This is a genomic window from Streptantibioticus silvisoli (assembly GCF_027947535.2).
Lineage (GTDB): Bacteria > Actinomycetota > Actinomycetes > Streptomycetales > Streptomycetaceae > Streptantibioticus_C > Streptantibioticus_C silvisoli.
In genome coordinates this window covers 18,384-34,760 of sequence record NZ_JAAGKO020000030.1, presented here as the reverse complement: position 1 = coordinate 34,760, position 16,377 = coordinate 18,384, and the positions used below count along the sequence as shown (strand labels likewise).

At 68.7% G+C, this 16,377-nt stretch carries 10 protein-coding genes; 9 read left to right on the top strand and 1 reads right to left on the bottom strand.

Annotated elements, in window-relative coordinates:
* Positions 1–146: 146 nt before the first annotated feature.
* The 7 genes from POF43_RS20320 (at position 147) to POF43_RS20290 (ending at position 10,766) form a co-directional block, all read left to right on the top strand.
* Positions 147–1,526 carry an amidohydrolase family protein gene (locus POF43_RS20320; protein ID WP_271324875.1) on the top strand — a complete coding sequence of 460 codons (1,380 nt, stop codon included), beginning with the start codon at positions 147–149 and terminating at the stop codon, positions 1,524–1,526.
* A 939-nt stretch (positions 1,527–2,465) separates the two neighbouring features.
* Positions 2,466–3,227, top strand: coding sequence for a DeoR/GlpR family DNA-binding transcription regulator (locus tag POF43_RS20315; RefSeq protein WP_271318735.1), 762 nt, complete (start codon positions 2,466–2,468; stop codon positions 3,225–3,227).
* A 226-nt stretch (positions 3,228–3,453) separates the two neighbouring features.
* Positions 3,454–4,842, top strand: a complete 1,389-nt coding sequence (locus POF43_RS20310; protein ID WP_271318636.1) for an ABC transporter substrate-binding protein — start codon at positions 3,454–3,456, stop codon at positions 4,840–4,842.
* 29 nt (positions 4,843–4,871) lie between these two features.
* Positions 4,872–5,840 carry a carbohydrate ABC transporter permease gene (locus POF43_RS20305; protein ID WP_372516079.1) on the top strand — a complete coding sequence of 323 codons (969 nt, stop codon included), beginning with the start codon at positions 4,872–4,874 and terminating at the stop codon, positions 5,838–5,840.
* Positions 5,837–6,724 (top strand): carbohydrate ABC transporter permease, encoded by an 888-nt coding sequence (locus tag POF43_RS20300; protein WP_271317643.1) that lies wholly within the window; start codon positions 5,837–5,839, stop codon positions 6,722–6,724. The genes POF43_RS20305 and POF43_RS20300 overlap by 4 nt, the downstream gene beginning before the upstream one ends.
* Entirely contained in the window at positions 6,721–7,710 is a 990-nt protein-coding gene (locus POF43_RS20295; protein WP_271317644.1) for a zinc-dependent alcohol dehydrogenase family protein, read from the top strand. Before POF43_RS20300 ends, POF43_RS20295 begins: the two co-directional genes overlap by 4 nt.
* Positions 7,711–8,324: 614 nt before the next feature.
* The gene (locus tag POF43_RS20290) at positions 8,325–10,766 is read left to right on the top strand and encodes a glycosyltransferase family 39 protein (RefSeq protein ID WP_282704689.1); all 2,442 of its coding nucleotides are present in this window, start codon (positions 8,325–8,327) and stop codon (positions 10,764–10,766) included.
* Between the two features lie 974 nt (positions 10,767–11,740).
* Here POF43_RS20290 and POF43_RS20285 read toward each other — a convergent pair.
* Positions 11,741–14,584, bottom strand: coding sequence for an NACHT domain-containing protein (locus tag POF43_RS20285; protein ID WP_271324675.1), 2,844 nt, complete (start codon positions 14,582–14,584; stop codon positions 11,741–11,743).
* A gap of 146 nt (positions 14,585–14,730) precedes the next feature.
* Here POF43_RS20285 and POF43_RS20280 point away from each other — a divergent pair, with 146 nt between their 5' ends.
* Together POF43_RS20280 and POF43_RS20275 are read left to right on the top strand one after the other, a co-directional pair.
* Positions 14,731–14,904: a helix-turn-helix transcriptional regulator gene (locus POF43_RS20280; protein ID WP_271324676.1), complete on the top strand. Its 174-nt coding sequence runs from the start codon at positions 14,731–14,733 to the stop codon at positions 14,902–14,904.
* 63 nt (positions 14,905–14,967) lie between these two features.
* Entirely contained in the window at positions 14,968–16,332 is a 1,365-nt protein-coding gene (locus POF43_RS20275; protein ID WP_271324677.1) for a tyrosine-type recombinase/integrase, read from the top strand.
* The last annotated feature ends 45 nt before the right edge of the window (positions 16,333–16,377 follow it).

Here is a 16,377-nt window from a genome sequence, read left to right as displayed (position 1 = left end):
CGGTCCGGGCCCAGGTCACTGGGGGTGGCCGACCGCACCGGTACGACTATTTCCCTCCTGCGCCCGCGGCCGCTCACCGCGTCCTAAGGTCGAGACGTGACAGCGCGCACCGAACCGGCGCCACCGTCCCGGACCGCAGGAGCGCGATGACCGAGAGTGTCCCTCCGCAGCCGCACCGGCCGGGCGGCTCCGGCGAGCCGGGTGACGGGCCGGGCGCCGCACCCGTGCTGCTGCTCACCGGTGCCCGGCTCGGCGACGGCCGCGTGGTGGACGTCCGGCTCAGCGGCGGCCGCATCGAGGCGGTCGGCACCGCGGGCAGCCTCACCGCCGGGTCGGCGGCCGGCCAGCCGCCCGGCACTGGCCCGGCCGGCCTGCTCGGCGGCACGGCGCTGCGGGACGGCCGCCGGACCGCGGACGGCCCGGCCCAGGGCGGCACCGGAAGCCGGGTGGACCTCACCGGCTACCTGCTGCTGCCGGCCCCCGCCGAACCGCACGCCCACCTCGACACCGCGCTCACCGCCGACCCGGCCGGCCCGCCGAGCGACGCGGCGCAGGACGTCCAACGCCGGGTCACCGAGGCCGCGCTGCTCCAACTCGGCCACGGCGCGACGGTGGTACGCACCCATGTGCGGGTCGGCGACGTCCAGGGGCTGGCCGCGCTGGAGGCGGTGCTCCAGGCCAAACGGTCACTGCGCGGCCTGGTGGACCTGACCGCGGTGGCCATGCCCCGGCTGCTCACCGGCGCGGCCGGCGGCGACGGCCTGGCGGTGCTGCGCGACGCGGTGAAGATGGGCGCCGACGTGGTCGGCGGCTGCCCCGACCTCGACCCGGACCCCACCGGTTACGCGGAGGCCGCGCTGTCGGTGGCCTGCGAGTTCGGCTGCCCGGTCGACCTGCACACCGACGCGGCCGACCCGGCCCGGCTCGCCCGGCTGACCGCGATGGCCGGCGGCCTGCGCCCCGGCGTGACGCTCTCCGGCTGCGCCGGGCTCGCCATGATGCGCCCGGAGGCGGCCCGCCGCGCGGCCGGCCAGCTGTCGGCGGCCGGCGTCGCGGTGGTCTGCCTGCCGCAGGGCGGCTGCGGCGCCCCCGGCCGCGGCGGCCGGCCCGGCGGCGGCCACGGGCCCGGCGTCTTCCGCGAGTTGCGGGCCGCCGGGGTCCGGGTGAGCGCCGGCAGCGGCAGCCTGCGGGACGCGGCGAACCCGGTCGGCCGCGGCGACCCGCTGGAAGCGGCGTTCCTGCTGGCGTCGCACGGTGAATGCGGGGTGCGCACCGCCTACGACGCGGTCGCCTCCCGGGCCCGCGACACGCTCGGCCTGCCCGAGGTCCGCGTCGAGGCCGGCTTCCCCGCGGAACTCCTCGCCGTTCGCGGCCCCCGGCTCGACGCGGTGCTGTCGCTGGCGTACAGCCGCATCGTCATCCACCGCGGCCGCGTCGTCTCCCGCACGAGCGCGGTACGCGAGTACGCGGACTGCGACACGGCAGCGGCGCTCGACCTGCCGCGTCAATCACGCACGGACACCTGACGTTTGGCCTTCGGCTTCTCCTCGGCCTGGGCATCTCTTCGGCCCGGGCTTCGCTCCGGCTTCACTTCGGCCCCAGCTTCTCTCCGGCCTGGCTCCGGCTTCTCTTGGGCCTGCTTCACTTCGGCCTGGGCATCTCTTCGGCCTGGGCTCTTCTTCGGCCTGGCTCCGGCTTCACCGGCCCGGCTTCTCTCCGGCCCGGGTCCGGCTTCTCTTCGGCCTGCTTCACTTCGGCCTGGGCATCTCTTCAGCCTGGGCATCTCTTCAGCCTGGGCATCTCTTCAGCCTGGCTTCGGCTTCACTTCGGCCCGCTTCACTTCGGCCTGCTTCCTTCAGCCTGGCTTCGGCTTCACTTCGGCCTGCCGCCTTCAGCCCGGCTTCGGCGCACCCGCCGCACCCGCCGCCCCCGCCGCCCCCGCAGCCCCCGCCCACGCTCCGGCCCGCGCCCCCGCAGTTCTCCGGCCGGCGCCGGCCGCCTTCCGCTCACCCCGCGCGGTTCTGGGCGCCTGCCCGGGCTCATCGGGCATCCGGTCGGCGACCACGGAGCGGCACCCCTTGCGCACTCTGCGCGTACGGTCGATCACACGGCGTACGCGGAAGGGGCGTTGACCTGGCGTGGGTCGTCACCGCGTGGCGTACGAGGGGCGCTCAGGGGAGTAGAAACGGGCGCGAAGCGGGCATTAATCCGGCGGAAACCCACAAGCGGGTGCCCGGCGTACCGCTGCCACCAGGAGGGATATCGGGTGGGCTTCCGTGGAAACGGGCGGAAGTCACGCCGTCATGGACACCTCACAGGCTTGAGCCGGGCGGTATAACTCTGCAACAGCCCCGAACGGGCCCGACCGGACCCGAACGGGCGCCCGCTCGGTCGCACCGCCCGGGCTGGCGTCACGTCCGTCCGGGCATGGCGTCCGACAGCGGAACGAGGAGGCAGGAGGCACGATGACCGCGGCCGACCGCCAGCACCGCTTGCTCACTCTCGCCCGGCAGGACGGACGTCTGGAGGTCTCGGGCGCGGCGGCCCGGTTCCAGGTGGCGCCCGAGACGATCCGGCGCGATCTGAGTGAGCTGGAGCGCAGAGGACTGGTCCGGCGCACCCACGGGGGCGCGTACCCGGTGGAGAGCGCCGGGTTCGAGACGAGTCTGGCGCGCCGCGAGGTGCTGCACGTGGCGGAGAAGCGCCGCATCGCGGCGGCCGCGGTGGGGTTGCTCGGGGAGGCGGAGACCGTCTTCGTCGACGAGGGCTACACCCCGCAGTTGCTTTCCGGCCTGCTGCCCGCCGGGCGCCGGCTGACCGTGGTGACCGCGTCGCTGGCCACGGCCGCGGCGGTGGCGGAGTCGGACGACATCACCGTGCTGCTGCTGGGCGGCCGGGTGCGTGGCCGGACCCTGGCCACGGTCGGCGACTGGACCACGGACATGCTCTCGTCGTTCGTCATCGATCTGGCGTACGTCGGGGCCAACGGCATCTCGCGGGAGTTCGGGCTCACGACGCCCGATCCGGCGGTGGCGGCGGTGAAGGCGCAGGCGGTGAAGTCGGCGCGCCGCCGGGTGCTGGTGGGGACGCACACGAAGTTCGGCGCCAGCAGTTTCTGCCGGTTCGCGGAGGTCTCCGACTTCGAGGCGGTGGTCACCGACACCGGGCTGTCGGCGGCCGAGGCACACCGTTACAGCCTGCTGGGGCCGCACGTCCTGCGCGTCTGACCTCGCCGCCCGGTCCTGCCCCATCTCCCTCTCCCCCTGACCTTCCCCCCAACTCCCCATAGCGCGCACCCCGTCCGGGCGTCGACCGCCGCCCGGCGGAGCCGTCGCGCCCCCACGCGTTCCCTCGTGACCGTTTTCCGTCCGTTTTCCCCCCGAGGTGCCGGGCCGAAGATCCCTGAGGCCCCCGTCTCCGGAAGTCCCGCGCCCCCCCAAGAAAGAGGATCTGATGACCACATCATCGTCACCACCGTCACGGCGGCGTCGGCCGCTGCGGTTCGCCCGGCCGGCCGCGCTGGTGGCCGTCGCGGGTCTGCTGCTGAGCGGCTGCGCCGGCGCGGGCGGCGACGAACTCGGCGGGGGGTCGGGTGGGCACACCATCAACGTCCTGATGGTGAACAACCCGCAGATGGTGGACCTTCAGAAGCTGACGGCGGAGCACTTCACGAAGGAGACCGGCATCCGGGTCAACTTCACGATGCTTCCCGAGGACGACGTCCGCGACAAGATCAGCCAGGACTTCTCCAGCCAGGCCGGCGAGTACGACGTGGCGACGATCAGCAACTACGAGATCCCGTTCTACGCCCGCAACCACTGGCTGGTGCCGCTGAACCCGCTGGCGGCGAAGACGCCGGGGTACGACCAGGCGGACGTGCTGGCGCCGATCCGCAAGGCGCTCACCGCGTCGGACGGCAACCTGTACGCGGAGCCGTTCTACGGCGAGTCGTCGTTCCTGATGTACCGCAAGGACATCTTCCAGGCGAAGGGCCTGAAGATGCCGGCGCACCCGACGTGGCAGCAGGTGGCGACGCTGGCCGCCGAGGCGGACGGTGCCAAGCCGGGCATGAAGGGCATCTGCCTGCGCGGCGAGCCCGGTTGGGGTCAGATGATCGCACCGCTGACCACGGTGGTGAACACGTTCGGCGGCACCTGGTTCACCAAGGACTGGAAGGCCGAGGTCAACAGCCCGGCGTTCACCAAGGCGACCGAGTTCTACGTCAACCTGCTGAAGAAGCACGGTGAGGCGGGCGCTGCGGAGTCCGGGTTCACCGAGTGCCTCAACGACTTCGAGCAGTCGAAGGTCGCCATGTGGTACGACGCGACGTCGGCGGCCGGTTCGCTGGACGGCGCCGGTTCCCCGGTGGCCGGCAAGGTCGGTTACGTCCCGGCGCCGGTGGAGCAGACCAAGAACTCCGGCTGGCTGTACTCGTGGGCGTTCGCCATGCAGAAGGCCAGCACGCACCAGGCCGACGCGTGGAAGTTCATCTCCTGGGCCACCAGCAAGGGCTACCTGAACCTGGCCGGCAAGGAGCTGGGCTGGTCCCGCGTCCCGCCGGGCACCCGCAACTCGCTCTACACCAACCCCGCGTACATCAAGGCGTCCGCCGCGTTCGCCGGCGCCACCCAGCAGGCGCTGAACTCCGCGACCCCGGACAACCCGGGTGTTCAGCCGCGGCCCGCGACCGGCATCCAGTTCGTCGGCATCCCCGAGTTCGCCGCGCTCGGTGACCGGGTCTCACAGAACCTCAGTTCGGCGATCGCCGGCCAGACGAGCGTGCCGTCCGCGCTGAACGAGAGCCAGAAACTGGCGGCCGCCGTGGCCGCGCACTACCGCTGAGCCCGCCCCACGACCCGCGGAGAGCCGCCATGAGTTCGCCAACCCTGACCACCGCCCCCACCACCCCCACCCGCATCGGCCGCGCCCCGACGCCGGGCCGTAGCGAGCGAGCCCTGGGCTGGGCCCGGCGCGCGCCGCTGATGCCCGCGCTGATCTTCATGATCATCGTCACGCAGCTGCCGTTCGTCGCCACCCTGGTGATCTCCTTCACCCAGTGGAACGCGCTGTCGCCGCAGAACCGCAAGTTCACCGGGCTGTCCAACTACGCCACGGTGCTGACCGACCCGATGCTGCGCAAGGCGGTGCTGACCACCGTCGAGCTGACGCTGGCCGTCGTCGTGGTCTCGCTGCTGCTGGGCCTGGGCCTGGCGCTGCTGCTGGACCGCAAGTTCAAGGGCCGCGGCATCGTCCGCACCATGCTGATCACCCCGTTCCTCATCGTGCCGGTGGCCTCGGCGCTGCTGTGGAAGCACGCGATGTACAACGCCACCTACGGTGTGATCAACGGCGTGCTGAACTGGGTCTGGCAGCTGTTCGGCAGCCACAACGCACCGCAGCCCGACTGGGTCTCCAAGGTGCCGCTGATGTCGATCGAGGCATCGCTGGTGTGGCAGTGGACGCCGTTCATGATGCTGATCCTGCTGGCCGGACTCCAGTCCCGCCAGATGGACGCCGTCGAGGCCGCCACCGTCGACGGCGCCGGCCCCTTCCAGGTGTTCCGCTACCTCACCCTGCCGCACCTGCGCCGCTACCTGGAGCTGGCCGCGCTGCTCGGCTGCGTCTACGTGGTGCAGAACTTCGACGCCGTCTTCACCCTCACCTCCGGCGGCCTGGGCACCGGCAACCTGCCCTACACGATCTACCAGACGTTCTACGAGGCGCACGACTACGGCCAGGCGTCCGCCGAGGGTGTCGTGGTGGTCATCGCCTCGATCATCGTGGCGACGCTGGCCCTGCGTACCGTCTCGTCCCTGCTCAGCGAGGAGGCCGGCCGATGAGTGCCGCGACCATGACACCTGCGGCGGCCCGTGCCGCCTCCGCCGCGGGCAGCCGCCCCGGCAAGCGGCGCACCGGAGTGGTGTGGAGCGTGGTGGCCTGGGTGGTCGGCGTGCTCTTCGTGCTGCCGGCGCTGTGGATGCTGCTGACCTCCTTCCACAGCGAGCAGGCGGCGGCCACCAATCCCCCGTCGCTCGCCGCGCCGCTGACCCTTCAGGGCTACCGGGAGTTCTTCGGCGCCGGCGGCGGCCTGTCGCCGTGGCCGCCGCTGCTCAACTCGCTGACGGCCAGCGTGATGTCGACGCTGCTGGTGCTGGCGCTGGCGATCCCGGCGGCGTACGCGCTGTCGATCAAGCCGGTGAAGAAGTGGTCCGACGTGATGTTCTTCTTCCTGTCGACCAAGATGCTCCCGGCGGTGGCCGGCCTGCTGCCGATCTACCTGATCGCCGAGAACATCCACATGCTGGACAACATCTGGCTGCTGGTCATCCTCTACACGTCGATGAACCTGCCGATCGCGGTGTGGATGATGCGGTCGTTCCTGGCCGAGGTGCCGGTGGAGATGCTGGAGGCCGCCTCCATCGACGGCGCCGGGCTGCCGACCGTCCTGACCCGCATCGTGGCACCGGTGGCCATGCCGGGGATCGCGGCGACGGCGCTCATCTCGTTCATCTTCAGCTGGAACGAGCTGCTGTTCGCCCGGGTGCTGACCGGCGTCGTCGCCGGTACCTCGCCGGTCTTCCTCACCGGTTTCGTCACCAGCCAGGGCCTGTTCCTGGCGAAGGTGTGCGCCGCCGCGGTCTGCATCTCCCTGCCGGTACTGATCGCAGGGTTCGCCGCCCAGGACAAGCTGGTCCAGGGCCTGTCGCTGGGAGCCGTCAAATGAAGGCAGCCGTCATCACCGGGATCGGCACGGTGGAGATCGCCGAGGTGCCGGACCCGTCGCCCGGACCGCGCGACGTCGTCATCGACGTGGCGGCCTGCGGCCTGTGCGGCACCGACCTGCACATCCTCCAGGGCGAGTTCGCCCCGTCGCTGCCGCTGGTGCCCGGGCACGAGTTCGCCGGCGAGGTCGTGGCGGTCGGTTCGGCGGTCACCGAGGTGCGGATCGGCGACCGGGTCGGCGTCGACCCGTCGCTGTACTGCTTCGAGTGCCACTACTGCCGGCTCGGCAAGAACAACCTCTGCGAGCGCTGGGGCGGCATCGGCGTCACCACCGGTGGCGGCGCGGCCGAGTTCGCGGTCGCACCGGTGGCCAACTGCGTCAAGCTGCCCGACCACATCCGCACCGAGGACGCCGCGCTGATCGAGCCGCTGTCCTGCGCGGTGCGCGGCTACGACGTGCTGCGCTCCCAGCTCGGCTCCCGGGTGCTGATCTACGGCTCCGGCACGATGGGCCTGATGATGCTGGAGCTGGCCAAGCGCACCGGTGCGGCGAGCGTCGACGTGGTCGACCTCAACGCGGACCGGCTGTCCACCGCCCGCACCCTGGGCTGCGACATCACCGCCGCCTCCCCGGACGAGATCGAACGGCCCTACGGCTGGGACCTGGTGGTCGACGCCACCGGCAACGCCGCCGCGATCCAGGACGGTCTGGGCCGGGTCGGCAAGGGCGGCACGTTCCTCCAGTTCGGCGTCGCGGACTACGCGGCCAGAGCGACCATCGAGCCGTACAAGATCTACAACCAGGAGATCACCATCACCGGCTCGATGGCTGTCCTGCACAGCTACGAGCGGGCCGCGGACCTGTTCGCGACCGGTGTGCTGGACCCGGACATCTTCATCAGCGACCGCCTGCCGCTGAAGGACTACGCGTCCGCGATCGACCGCTTCAAGGCGGGCCAGGGACGCAAGATCCAGGTCCTGCCGTAACGCTGCCTCGCGCTGTCCGCGGCGGGGCCGGTTGTTGACCGGTGCGCATGGTGACCGGTGCGGTTGTTGACCGGTGCGGTTGTTGACCGGTGCGGTTGTTCTGAGCGTTGAACGGGTGCACCGGTCTTACAGGCTGCTGGTCCTCTGGGCTGTTGGTCGTACGGGCTGCCGGTCTTAGGGGCTGTTGGTCCCAAGGGCTGTTGGTCCTAAGGGCTGTTGGTCCCAGGGACCGTTGTACGCGGGGCGGGCCGGTGTGCTTGTCCTACGCGTTGACGTTGACGGGGTGGCCGCCGGCCGCTTCGGGTGCTGGGGGCGTTCGTCCGTTCGTCGGACGAACGCCCCTTGCGCGTTCTCCCGCCGGAGAACGGCTGCGATGCCACCGTCCCCGACCATCGCGTCCCCCGGATGGCCGCCCGATGAGAAATGCCTTCAAAATCCCTTGAAACGGCCCGGCACGACGGATTAGTCCGTTTGATGTGCCGAAGACTGCGGGCATGGCCACCACAGTCCTCCCCCCCACCGTCCCCCGCAGCGCGCCCCGCTTTCGCGCGCCGTGGAGATCCCCGGAGGACCAGCCCGCGTACAGCAGACCGGCGCTAATCGCGCTGTGCGGCGTGGCGCTGCTGGTGTACGCGTGGGGCATCGAGAACAGCCAGTTCCACGTCTTCTACGCCAACGCCGTCCGGAGCATGACGGAGAGCTGGAAGGGCTTCTTCTTCGGCTCGTTCGACCCCGGCAACTCCATCACCCTCGACAAGCTCCCCGGCTTCCTGTGGCCGCAGGCCGTCTCCGCGCGGATCTTCGGCTTCCACCCGTGGGCGCTCACCCTCCCCCAGGTGCTGGAGGGCGTCGGCTGCGTCCTGGTGCTCTTCCGGGTGGTACGCCGCTGGGCCGGCCCGAACGCGGCACTCATCGCCTGCACCGCGTTCCTGGTGACCCCGGTGGCGGCCGGGCTGTTCCGCACCGCGGTCGAGGACCCGGCCTTCACCCTGTGCGTACTGCTGGCCGCGGACGCGACCGGGCGCGCGGCGGAGTCCGGACGGCTGCGGCCGCTGCTGATGGCCGGCGTCTGGGTCGGCGTGGGCTTCCAGGCGAAGATGCTGGAGGCGTGGGCCGTGCTGCCGGCGCTGGCCCTCGCCTACGCGCTGGCCGCGCCGGGCGCCCGGCTGCGCCGCCTCGGCCACCTCGCCGTCGCCGGTGTCGTGACGATCGCCGTCTCCGGCTCCTGGATGCTGGCGGCCACCCTCACCCCGGCCCAGGACCGCCCCTACATCGACGGCACCACCAACAACTCCGCGTTCAGCATGGTCGTCGGCTACAACTTCCTCAACCGCTTCTCCTCCCTGGGGATCTCCGCGGCGTCGACGGGCAGCGTCAGCGCGACGCAGGGCGGCGGGCACGGCGGGGGCAGCGGCGCGGGCGGCGCCGGGCGGCGCGGCGGGTTCGCCGGCGCGACGGCTTCCGGGGCGCAGGGCTTCGGGGCGAACGCCTCCGGCGGGCGGGCCTCCGGGGCGCAAGGCTCCGGTACGCAGGCCTCCGGGGCGCAGGACTCCGGTACGCAGGGCTCCGGGGTGCAAGGGGCAGCGGCGAGTGGTGCCGGGAAGGCCGCCGGCGGGCGGGCGGCCGGTGCGAGCGCTGCCGCCGGCAGTCACGGCTCCGGGGCGAACGCCTCCGGTACGGCGGGCTCCGCCGGGAGCCACGGGTCCGGTACGACCGGGGCCTCCGGCAGCCGGGGCACCGGTACGACCGGCAGCGGCGGGCAGGCTTCCGGGGGTGCCGGCGGACGCGGGGCGTTCGCGGGCGGTGCGGGGTTCGGCGGTGACGCGGCGGGCGGCCGGGCGGGTGCCGGGGGCGCGCGGGGCGGCTTCGGGGGCTTCGGCGGGCAGCAGGACGGCTGGTCGAAGATGTTCGGCACGTCGCTCGCCTCGCAGACCGGCTGGCTCTACCCGTTCGCCGCGATCGCGCTCGTCGCCGGGCTGCTGTGGCGCGGCCGGCGTCCGCGCAAGGACCGGCTGCGCGCCGGTTTCGTGCTGTGGGGCGTCTGGCTGGTGACGTACTTCCTGGTCTTCAGCGCGGGCAGCGTCGGCGGGCACACGTATTACATGGGCGTCGTCGCGGTGCCGCTGGCCGCGCTCACCGGCGCGGGCGCCACGGCGATGTGGCGGGCGTTCCGGGACGGCGGGCGGCGCGCGTGGGTGCTGCCCGGCGCGGTGGCGGCGACGGTGGCGTGGGCGGCGTACCTCTGCTTCCAGTTCAGCTCGTTCGCCCCGTGGCTGGCACCCGCGGTGATCGCGCTGGGGGTGGTCGCCGTCGGGCTGCTGGTGTTCGGGCGGCGCGGCGCGAGCGGCACCCGGGCCCGGCGTGTCGCGCTCGCCGGACTGCTGGCGGGCCTCGCCGCGATCCTGCTGGCGCCGAGCGCGTGGGCGTCCCAGGTCTTCAGCCAGTCGGGCGGTATGACCAGCATGATGGGCTCGGTGGGACCGACGAACCCGTCGAGCGGATCGGCCCGGCCCGGCGGCTTCGGCGGGATGGGCTCCGCAGGGTCCGCAGCGATGGAGAAGGCGCGCGCCCAGGGGTTCGGCGGGATGGGCGGCGGGCGCATGGGCGGCGGGATGGGCGGCGGCACGCTGACCGCCGGTCAGGCCTCGATGCTGTCGTACGCGCGGGCCCACCAGGGTTCGGCGCGGTACGTGTTCGCGACGACGAGCTGGAACACGGCCTCCCCGTACATCCTCAGCGCCGGCGCCCCCGTCCTCGCCCTGGGCGGCTTCAGCGGCCAGGTCCCCTTCCCCACCCTCACCGCCTTCCAGCACCTGACGTCAACGGGCCAACTGCGTTACGTCCTGCTTCCCCAGACGTCCGGCGCGGGCGGCTTCGCCGGGGCGGGAGGCTTCGCCGGCAGGGGCGGCGGCGCGTGGGGCGGCTTCGGCGGCGGCGGCCGCTCGGCGACCACGCCGACGTCGGCCATCACGAAGTGGGTCACGAAGGACTGCACGAGCCTGCCGTCCGTCCCGGTGCTCGGCGAAACGGTCTACGACTGCGCCCCGAAGCACTGACCCCTGCGGGGCCGACCACGCCCCCGGCCGCGGCAGGAACTCGGAACGACGGCTGCCTCGGCTGCCACGGATGGCGGGGTGTGGGCGGGGTGGCTCGGGTGGCACGTAAGGCGGCAACGTCGTTGCCACGGTAAGACGGCAGGACCGCAGGGCCCCGGCAACCATTGCTGGGGTCTTGGGTTTTGAGGGGGCGAGGGTGAGGGGGTTTCCCTGTGGTGTGGCTCCGGCGGTCTGTGTCCGCATGCTGCGGATGCACGCCGCCGGGGACGGGGGTGCCTTGGCGGGCTGGCTGCTGCGGGGGGGCCGCCAGAGGAGGTGCGGGCGAAGGCCGGAGCCGCGGCCTGAGCGAGGAGGAACGCGCTTCGCGGACGGCCAAGGGGCCGTGCGGCCCTGGCACCCCAGCGTCCCGCTCCGGCGTCAACCCGGTGGAGGCCGCTCGGCGGGCCGGCCGCGCCGTCGCCGCTGCTGAGAGGTCTACGCCAAGGTCCTCTCGAATGCCAAGGAGCGCGCCAACCGGATCGACACAGCCCTCAGCGAGTGGAACGAGCCGGGTGGACCGTCCTTTCCTGGAAATCACGAGGCGGGACCGGACAGAGCGAGACAAGCCCGTGAGAACCGCGATGCCCCGCGCAAAAGGAGGAAACTCCGTGTGGCCTGCGCTTTTACAAGGTCGCACGAAGTCTCGGTTCCTCTTGCGACGCCAGGGTTCGAATCCGGGTGGTTAAGCCGGCAGATTTACAGCGGGCCAGCTTCAACCCTTCTGACCAGGATTTCTTCGGTCAGCCGCTGGCTACGGGGACGCATGGGGGATTCTCTACCCTTAAGGGCCGCCAGCGGCAATGCGTTCATGCCACAGTCCAGGCTCTGTCGATCGTCTCTGCTCCGGGTTACTTATTCACCCGAGCACTACGGGAATAGCACTAAGACTGCAACCACATTCGAGGTTTAGTCTCGTTGGCCGCTTGGCGACCGCATTACGACTCATCGAGACCCGAGGGTCCACGCTCTTGCATAGCTCGAAAGATCTGACGAATATGGTATTTGAGTTGCCAAAGCTCAACCGGAAGCCCCTCCGCCGCAAATACAAGCTCCTCAGCTATAGGCGTAGCCAAGATAATATCCTCACTCTTCGCACCTTTCGAAGGCGTATATCCGAGGGCAACCTCTCGACCAGGAGAAATGGTCAAGAATTGGATTCGGTCACTCGCAAATATCTCTTCGTATATTTCTTCGAAACGCTCCAGAGCAGAAAGCGCCAGATATGGTTTCAGTACCTGCATCGGAGAACGATGGTGGAATTCAATCGATCCATCATTGAGCCCCTTCAACAGATAGGAAGGCCACAGCAGTTTGCAGCCAAGGAGGGATGCCAAGTCATCTTGGTTAATCCGCGCCACCTCTAGATGCCTACGCACGTGATAGGCCAGCGCACCCGATTCATCATGCCAAGCAATGCCTAGCGTTGCTAGCGTATTGGCAGCCCTGTGTCCCCCAGCTTCCACATTCTTGTCAACCGTACGCTCAATAAGTCGGCGCGATGCGTCATCGGCAGCGGCTACATCCCAAAGAGCTTCACAAAGTTCCAGGCACTCAAGTTCCTCCAGTGGGTCTTCTAGAAGCTCCAGCGCTATCTTCGTCAGAGCCCGAAGGAATCTAGGCGCCTTTGCAGCTACGCCATCCGAAAGCAGGCCAACTGCGAGATCCGACCCCGGCTTGGTGAAAAGACTTATTTCACTTTCCGCTTGGATTTCGTCAAGTAGCATAACCAGCCTGTCCCTCAGCGCAGGTCGTTCATGAAAGATCTGTCCGGCCGCCAACAACCACGTGTTTCGCCAGTGGGTAGATGTAGCAATTGCGGTGAGGAGCACACTCGCTCCCTCGGGTTCTTCCGATACGATTGCTCGCGCCGCCATGAACTCTTGCAGACTTCGCACGTCGAATCCGACACTATCTTGCTTGCGAGGGACGAGCAGAATGAGACGGCGCATGGCTGCATCGACCATTCGACTCGCCAGCACGCCGCTATCTGCGTCGTCGAATCCCTCACCTCTTAGGTAATCTTCGATAATGCTAAATAGCTCGGCCCGCGATAGAACCGCATCAGATTCGCCATCGTTCTCAGATCTCATCTGCAGAAGAAATCCGGCACGTTCATGGAGATAGGTCACCGCATTTCGATGCTCATCAATGAGCCTTGCGGTCGGCCCAAGTTTACCTGCCTCTCGATTATAGATGACCTGATAGTAATCATAAAAAAGGCGATACCGTTGTTGAGGTACGCGTTCACGGCGTTCAAGTAGAATGGCCATGATCGTAACCTGGAGAGGAGATCTCATTAGACGCGCCGTTAGGTCCTCCTCAGAGGCCTCTTCTACGCGCCGCAACACACGCTCAGCTGTCTCCTGATCTCCACGGTGACGCATTTGCACAAGCTGCGCTGCGTACGAGACGGCATCTTCTGCCCCCATGGGCTCCAGCCGCATGTGGACGTACCGCTTTGGAGAGAACTCTTCTCTGTATCCCTGCGGGCGCGAGGTTGCAACAACTAGCAAATCTGCATCTACTGAGTTCGCCTCTAAAAGGAAATCGTTTATCCGCTCCATAACAATGTCACGAGCATGCGCGGACGCTACTTCGTCGAGACCGTCTAGAACCAGAAGCCACGGCCACGCCCTCAACCAAGAACGCAATTGAGCAGGCGTGATATCCGGTGTTCTGTGGCTGATTTTAGATGAGAGATACCGAAGAAGGCTGATAATTTCACCGCCTGCCACAGCATCCGCATACTCACTGAGGTTGATGCGAATAGGCCATCTTCGTGCAGCGGGCATGCCCAGGCCCATTCTCTGCATCTCTCCAGAAAAGATGTTAAGAATCTCGACCGTCTCATCGTCTAGTCGATCAGCTGCATCTTTAAGTAGCGCTACACGATAGACTTGACACAAAAGTTGACCGACTGTTGACTTTCCTTGTCCCGGCCCTCCGATTAGAGCAATATGACGAGGCCCTTGTTTAGAATTCACTGAGCGCAGAATTGTGTCGCCATGCGAAATGACATGTCCCACTACGGCAACACTTTCCTGGTTGCCATCGGAGGTTACAAACGAAGCCGTGGGGTCAATCGCTAGCTCAGCCAAGGGGAGGCGTTGATTATCTGCTTCTCCTGCTTGCCCCAGCTTCAGCCATTGATCAGTGGAAAGTTCCTTACTACTATGGTTAGCAAGAAGTTCACCGAGTTCCGCCGCCGTCCCCTCGATAAATTCCCGCAAACGAAAAAGGACATCACCCGCGGTAGTGAGTGCACTGTAGCTTTGCCGAATGTTCGGGTAGTTGTCCAGATAGCGGCACATCTGATCAAAATGCCAGACTCGAATGTCGCGGATTGGCAATTTTAACTCATCAACAAGTTCTCTTGTGATGCGTTGGAATGAGTCGATCCCGCCAGTCTCTGGATCTGCAGATAGGACTACATTCGTGGAAAACAATAGATAATTTGGGAGAGCTCCGACGCGGGCTCTCTTTGATTCGGGATCAGCCCACTGCCGTAGCTCGCTGCGAACCTGGGTAAAAAACCAAGACGTATCCTGTGTCGTACCACGCGGCCGTTGCAGGAACTTCGCTTGCAGAATGCCGTGTCCGTCCCATGGACCCTCGGGGTCGGGGACCGGGAACGTCACTTTACCGTGAAACTCTGCCTCACGTCCGCCGTCGGGTCCGTCACCGAAAGCCTGAACCGCTGGGCCCAGGATCTGTATCGCCAAGGCTTGCGTGAGGTGTTCAAACTCTCGGCTGCCGAGGCGCGTCAGGTCGTAGTCCACATCAACATCCTGCCGCGCGTAGCCGTTTCACGGGAGTGGTTTGCCTTAGACGTTGGCCAGGCTGGAGTGAGGCGGGGCGCAGGCCCGGCCGGAGCCGAACCGCGGGGAGCGGACTGGACCGATCACTCACCCGCAGGCGGCCGCCCATGCTCCGCCTCCCCGAAGTCCTCGCCGAACTCGACATGTCCCGCGCCGCCTTCTACCGGATGCGCGCCCGGGGCCAGGCCCCCCGCCCGGTGAAGCTGCCGAACGGCCACCTCCGGTTCCGCCGGGACGACCTCGACGCCTGGCTTCGCAACCTCGACACCCTCGCCTACTGACGCACACCTCGGAGGGGCCCGCCGGAACGCCCGGCGGGCCCCTCCCACATGCGAGGACCCCCTGTGGGCCACACGTTCGACGTCCGTATCTGGGCCGTTCGCCAGCGCAAGGACCGCAACCAGTCGTCCGCCGAACTGCGCTGGAAGGTCGGCGACACCCCGCACTCCCAGACGTTCAAGACCAAGACCCTTGCCGACGGCCGGCGCGCTGAACTGCTCACCGCCGTGAGGCTCGGTGAACCGTTCGATGAGGCCACCGGCGTGCCCGTGTCGGAGCTGCGCAAGCGCAACGACGTGAGCTGGTACCAGCACGCCCGCGACTACATCGAGATGAAGTGGCCGGCGGCCCCGGCCAAGACACGGACCACCCTCGCCGAAGCCATGGCCTGCGCGACGCCGGCCCTGTTCACCACGCATCGCGGCATGCCGGATGCCCGCACGCTGCGGCGGGCCCTGTACGGCTGGGGGTTCAACTGGAACCGGTGGCGGGAGGACCCGCCGACAGACGTTCAGCAGGTGCTCGACTGGGTCGCGGCGCACACCGTGCCGATGAGCAACCTGGAAGACCCGCTGCTGCTCCGCAAGGTGCTGACCGCCTTCACCGTGCGGTTGGACGGCGGCCAGCACGCGCCGTCCGTGGTACGGCGGAAGCGTGCGATCTTCCACAACGCCCTCGGGTTCGCGGTGGAGGCCCGGCGGCTCAAGGTCAACCCGCTTCCCCAGGTCCAGTGGGCGATCCCGGCGCCGGTGGAGCAGGTGGACCCCGGGTGCGTGGTCAACCCCCGGCAGGCGCGCAAGCTCCTGAACGCCGTGGCCGAGCAGGGCGACCGGGGCCAGCACCTCCGGGCGTTCTTCGGGACCCTCTACCACGCGGGTCTGCGGCCGGCGGAAACCGTGTGGCTCCGCCGCGTGAACTGCGAACTCCCGCTCAAGGGCTGGGGCACGCTGCACATCGACGGGTCGCGCCCCCGCGTGGGCAGCGCGTGGACCGACACCGGCGACTCCCACGACGTGCGGGGCCTCAAGTGGCGCCCGCGCAAGGAGGTGCGCCACGTGCCGATCCCTCCTGTGCTGGTCACGATGCTGCGCGACCACCTGATGACGTACGGCACGACTGACGACGGCCGCCTGTTCCAGACCAGTCGCGGGGGCCTGGTGCAGGAGAGCGGGTACGGGGAGGTGTGGGCGCGGACCCGGAAGGCGTTCATGCCGCCGGAGCAGCAGGCGTCACCGCTGGCCGCGCGGCCGTACGACCTGCGGCACGCGTGCGTCTCCCTGTGGCTGAACTCCGGGGTCGATCCGGTGGAGGTCGCCCGGCGGGCCGGCCACTCCGTCGCGGTCCTGCTGAAGGTCTACGCGAAGTGTCTGGACGGCGCGACGAGCATGGCGAACGACCGGATCGACAAGGCGCTGGAGACCTGGGAGTGACCGTGGGGCGTGCCCCACGCCTGCCCCACAAGCGGTGGTCAGCAC